Origin of the sequence: Bradyrhizobium sp., assembly GCF_030693485.1 — a bacterium.
Lineage (GTDB): Bacteria > Pseudomonadota > Alphaproteobacteria > Rhizobiales > Xanthobacteraceae > Bradyrhizobium.
This window is the reverse complement of sequence record NZ_JAUYAN010000055.1, coordinates 1-4737: the sequence shown is the minus strand read 5'-3', so window position 1 is coordinate 4737 and position 4737 is coordinate 1. Positions and strand designations below refer to the sequence as shown.

The window sequence follows — 4737 nt, the reverse complement described above, 5'->3', positions numbered from 1 at the left end:
TTCTTCATGGTGACGTCCTCCACACAGATCATGTCCGCCTTCGATACCATCGGCGCGTAGCTATCCAAGCTCCGTATCGCCAAGTAGCCGCCGATCTGAATTGCCAATCTGTTCCCGCGCGCACTTGGGGTTTTGGCCTGTTTCGTCACGTGGTTACGCAAGAGGCATCTCAAAAGTGAACCGTGTTTCTTCCGAGGTGGAAGAGACGGTTAAGCGCCCTCCATGGGCCTTGGCGATCTGCGATGAGATGTACAGTCCCAATCCAAGCCCTTGCCGGCTCGCATGCGCGTTGCCCCGGAAGAAAGGCTCGAACAGTCTGCCCATCGCCACCGCTGGAATGGGCTGCCCCGAGTTGGAGACCCAGAGCTCGAATCGTCCTTCCCGGGTATTGGCGTGAACGATCACTGGCTTGCTGGAGTTCCCGTGCATCAGCGCGTTGCCGACCAGATTGGAAAGCATTTGGGCAAGCCGCGCTGGGTCGCAATTCACGGGACGATCGAGCTGGAACTCGGTTTCAATGACGCGGCCGGGGGAAGCCAGCCTGAGCTCATCGACAACTCCCCCGAGAGCAGGTTCAAGAAGCTGGTTGGCGTCGCGATCGAGGCCGATGCCGCCCCGCAGGCGGCCGCGGGCAAGGTCGAGGACATTGTCGATCAGCCCAGCCATCCGCGTGACGGTCGTCTGCATCATGGCAATGATCTGGCGCTCCTTTTCAGACTGCACGGTCCTGTCGAGGAGCCTGGCTCCCGCGCTGATAGAGGCCAGCGGGTTACGAAGATCATGCCCGAGCACTGCGATGAACTGCTCTCGCAGTTCGGACGCTTCCTGCTCGCGCTGGAGCTTCTCCTCGGCGGCCTTTTCAGCCGCCTTCGCCAGTTCCCGGGCACCGAGCAATTCCTGCTCATACCGCCGACGATCGGTCGCTTTGATAAGAGCCAAACGGATGGACAGGGGCTTGCCGTCACGGTCGCGCCGCTCGGCCACGTTCGCGATAAGGGGCAGCGGCTGCCCATCGGCCTTTACCGCGTCGATCGCGACCTCTTCGAAGGCCGCCTGCTTTCGCAGCAGCGGTGCTATGTGCGTTTCGTAATATATACGCCCGGCTATCGTCAGGAAGTCGCTGAGACGCTTTCCGACCATCTGGCCAGTTGCATGACCAGACCATCCCAGAAAGGTGCGATTTACGTGTCCAATGCGGCCATCAGGCAGCAGCGAGATATAACCACAAGGGGCGTTCTCGATCATGTCTTGAAAGTCGAGGTGTGTACCTTCCACGCACTTTCACACGAATGTTCGCATCGCCGAGATGACTTCTTCGGGCGCGCTGAGATTGGGACAATGACCGGTCGCATTGAGAACGATCATGCGGCAATCGGGAATGGTGCGACTGACGAAGTCGCCGACCTCCTTGCCCGCGATGATATCATCGCTGCACTGGAGGACAAGAGCCGGCACGGCCAGTCGCGTGAGGTCGCTGCGGTTGTCCGAGGTAAACGTCACGCGGGCGAAGGCTTTGGCAATCTCTGGATCGGTTCGACAGAAGCTGTTGGTCAGCTCCTGCCCTAGCTCCGGTCTGTCGGGGTTGCCCATGATCACGGGGGCCATCTGTGTCGACCAACCCATGTGATTGGAGTCGAGAAATTGCAGCAACTCTTCGATTTGCTCGGGAGTGAAGCCGCCCCTGTATCCCTCATCGTCAATGTAGCGAGGGGAGGGGCCGACAAGCACCAGCTTGCCGAACATGCCAGGGGCTCTTTCCGCAGCAAGGACCCCGATCATGCTGCTGACGGAATGACCGACAAAGACAGCATCGGTCAAGTCAAGCTCGCGACCGATCTCGACAACGTCGTCGGCATAGCCGGCAAGACTGGAGTATTTGTTCTTATCGTAAGCACGCGGATCGGAGCCACCAGCGCCGACGTGATCGAACAGCACCGTGCGGAACTGTTCCTCGAAGGCGGGCGCGACGAAGCGCCACATGTTTTGATCGCAGCCAAAGCCGTGGGCGAACATCATAGCCGTCTCGCCGGTTCCGCGAACGTGCACGTTATTTCGTTCGGCTATTCCGGGCATCGTAACGATTTCCTTGTTCTATTCTTGGCTACCCTGCGCCCTGCGACTTTAGCCTATGTGGCGTGACCGTTGCCGCGCCATTTGCGAAACAGATTCATTCATGCTTAGGCGACATTCCGCTCAGGACGGCACCCGGCTTGTACGTTCCACCACTGTCTGCCGCGAACTGAAACCGATTCCGGTGTCGACAGTTTGCATAGGGGACATTTGCAAATGCCCAGCACTAGGGTGAGAACTCATTAATTTTTGTGCTGTGACAATACGATACTGATTCTCTTAAGGAAGGATTGGGATCGTGAGCAGGAATTTGTTTTGGCTGAGCGACGAGCAGTGGCAGCGGATCGAACCTCACTTGCCAACCGATGTGCGTGGTGTCGAGCGACAGGACGATCGCCGCATCATCAGCGGCATCATACACGTGCTGAAAAGCGGCTGCCGCTGGTCCGATTGTCCCGAAGCCTACGGGCCTCCTACGACGATCTACAATCGCTTCGCTCGGTGGGCGCGGCGTGGCATATGGGAAAACCTGTTCCGGGAGCTCGCCCGCTATGGCCGATCGACGGACACGCAGATGATCGACTCCACCCACGTCAAAGCCCATCGCTCGGCATCGGGCGGAAAAGGGGGGAGCAGAAACAGGCTGTTGGCCGCTCGCGAGGAGGGCGCAACACGAAGATCCACGCACTCGCAGATGCTAAGGGGCGCCTGATTGCCATTCTGTTGACCGGAGGTGAAGCCCACGACTGTCCGGTCGCAGAACGCCTGATCCGCAGGGTCAAGCCGTCGAAGCGTATGCTCGGCGACAAGGCTTACGACAGCGCCGAATTGCGCGAGGATCTGGATGAACGCGGAACCATGCCCGTCATCCCCAACCGCAGCAATCGCAAGCAACCGTACAGCTTCTCAAAGCGCCTCTACAAACTACGCTGGCGCATCGAGAGTGCCTTCAACAGGCTGAAGGACTACCGCCGCATCGCAACCCGCTACGACAGGCTGGCGCGAAACTACCTCGCTTCTGTCTGCCTCGCCGCAGCTCTGGTATGGTGGATTTAATGAGTCTGGGCCCTAATCTGTCTGCACCGACGTCAATCTGCAGGTTCGCGTCATGCCCGCACTGCACTGAGGATTGAGTCGGCATTATTGGCGGAAATACCAGCAAAATCTCCGCGGATAGCTTTAAGTGCTTGCCGCTCTTGCTCTATCTCAGAAGCAGTTCGGAAGCCCATGCGTCGAAGGATAGGCACCGGCGGGCACCATCCTTGAATAGAGTGTTGGAATAGAAAGGCCGTCACCATCGCTGGCAGAAGGAGCCACCTTTTATCGCCTGTGGCTCCCAGGACGACGCCTGTGAAGGCGAGCGCGGAGGCATTGCACTCAATGGCTCTTTCAATGTCCCACTCTTCATCAAGCTCGCGGAGCCGAGATCGGATACCGTCTTTATGCTGTTGATAATATCGGACACGCGCATCCGTTTCCTCGCGGATTTTTCGGTTGATCTCGTCGCTGGTATTGGCGGGTACGCGGTTTCGGGTGTCCTGCATCGGATTTGCCTCCAAAAACGGAAAACCGCCAATATGGCGGTTGGTTCCGGTGATTTGGGTATCGGCTCGAACTTGAAATCGCGTCGAGGAATGAAATCTGGACAATTCAAGTCTGCAAAACCCGGGTTCGCCACCCGATCCGAAGCAGCTTGAGCCCAACGAACGTGTCGAGCGGATTAGCCGAGGTTCAGTTGTATGACCTCGAAAACCTGCCGTTCTTTCTGATCGCCGGTCTACTTTTCGTTCCGACCGAGCCGTCCCGGCTGCTCGCGCATTGGCTTCTTTATGGTTACGGTATCGCGGCTCCTGCACGTTGACGCGTAATTTTACCGCGCGGACGCATGACACGCGCGCCACCCTAAGGACCGCGGGCTCTCCAATTTTGATCTTCATGACTGGCGGACATTTGTCGCCGCATTGGGCTTTTGATATCGTAACCGATGAGGTGAACGCGCGCCATGTCATTTGCTGGGTGCAAAGCAGACCTGGTCTGATTCCGGCTTATTTCCCCTTGTGACCCGACTCTGCCGTAGCCAGAGGCAATTCGGCTGCATTGCAGTTTTCGCTCGGCGGAAGGCGCGCGCCGAGGCAATATAATGTTTTGTATCTGGTCAGGCAGGGGGCCAGGAGTGGACGCCGATTCACGCACGCGTTTTGACGCCGGGGTGGGCCTTGTCTTCCCGCAGTAGCGAAGCGCCCGACAGAGAGACAAGACCCATGAAGATCGAAGCAGTCGACTTTTTCTACGCGTCCATGCCGGTCGTGACAACCGAGGCGGACGGCAGCCAGGATGCGCTGCTCGTGCGCGTTCGTTCGGGCGGGCATGAAGGCTGGGGGGAGTGTGAAGCGGCACCGCTGCCGTCAATCGCTGCGTTCGTGTGCCCACTGTCGCACGGCGTGTGCCGGCCGGTCGGTGATTCCATCCTCGGCCAGACGTTGAACGGGCCTGACGACATCGCGCGCATGTCCAGCCAGGTTGCCTATGACAGCATGGACCTGCTGCAAGCGGCCCATACCATGTCCGGCGTCGAGATGGCGATGTGGGACCTGCTCGGCCGCGTGCGCGGCGAGCCAGTCTGGAAGCTGCTCGGTTACACGCGCTCCGCGCCCAAGGTACCCTATG

The 4737-nt window shown here is 58.8% G+C and carries 3 protein-coding genes and 2 pseudogenes; 2 read left to right on the top strand and 3 right to left on the bottom strand.

Annotated elements, in window-relative coordinates; translation table 11 throughout:
• Window positions 1-153 precede the first annotated feature (153 nt).
• On the bottom strand, window positions 154-1245 hold the full coding sequence (locus Q8N40_RS04490; RefSeq protein ID WP_305710950.1) for a PAS domain-containing sensor histidine kinase: 1092 nt from the start codon (window positions 1243-1245) through the stop codon (window positions 154-156).
• A 36-nt stretch (window positions 1246-1281) separates the two neighbouring features.
• Window positions 1282-2073, bottom strand: a complete 792-nt coding sequence (locus Q8N40_RS04485; RefSeq protein WP_305710949.1) for an alpha/beta fold hydrolase — start codon at window positions 2071-2073, stop codon at window positions 1282-1284.
• A 364-nt stretch (window positions 2074-2437) separates the two neighbouring features.
• On the opposite strand from Q8N40_RS04485, the pseudogene Q8N40_RS04480 reads away from it, so the two are divergent.
• Window positions 2438-3126, top strand: a pseudogene (locus Q8N40_RS04480) (IS5 family transposase).
• A gap of 50 nt (window positions 3127-3176) precedes the next feature.
• Here Q8N40_RS04480 and Q8N40_RS04475 read toward each other — a convergent pair.
• The gene (locus Q8N40_RS04475) at window positions 3177-3614 is read right to left on the bottom strand and encodes a hypothetical protein (protein ID WP_305710951.1); all 438 of its coding nucleotides are present in this window, start codon (window positions 3612-3614) and stop codon (window positions 3177-3179) included.
• 717 nt (window positions 3615-4331) lie between these two features.
• Between Q8N40_RS04475 and Q8N40_RS04470 the strand changes: the two are divergent.
• Window positions 4332-4737, top strand: a pseudogene (locus tag Q8N40_RS04470) (mandelate racemase/muconate lactonizing enzyme family protein); the annotation flags it as partial.

Bases quoted from the DNA above. Each gene is read 5' to 3' on its own strand.
- Q8N40_RS04490 (WP_305710950.1), bottom strand. From the start codon at position 1,245: ATGATCGAGAACGCCCCTTGTGGTTATATCTCGCTGCTGCCTGATGGC.
- Q8N40_RS04475 (WP_305710951.1), bottom strand. From the start codon at position 3,614: ATGCAGGACACCCGAAACCGCGTACCCGCCAATACCAGCGACGAGATC.
- Q8N40_RS04485 (WP_305710949.1), bottom strand. From the start codon at position 2,073: ATGCCCGGAATAGCCGAACGAAATAACGTGCACGTTCGCGGAACCGGC.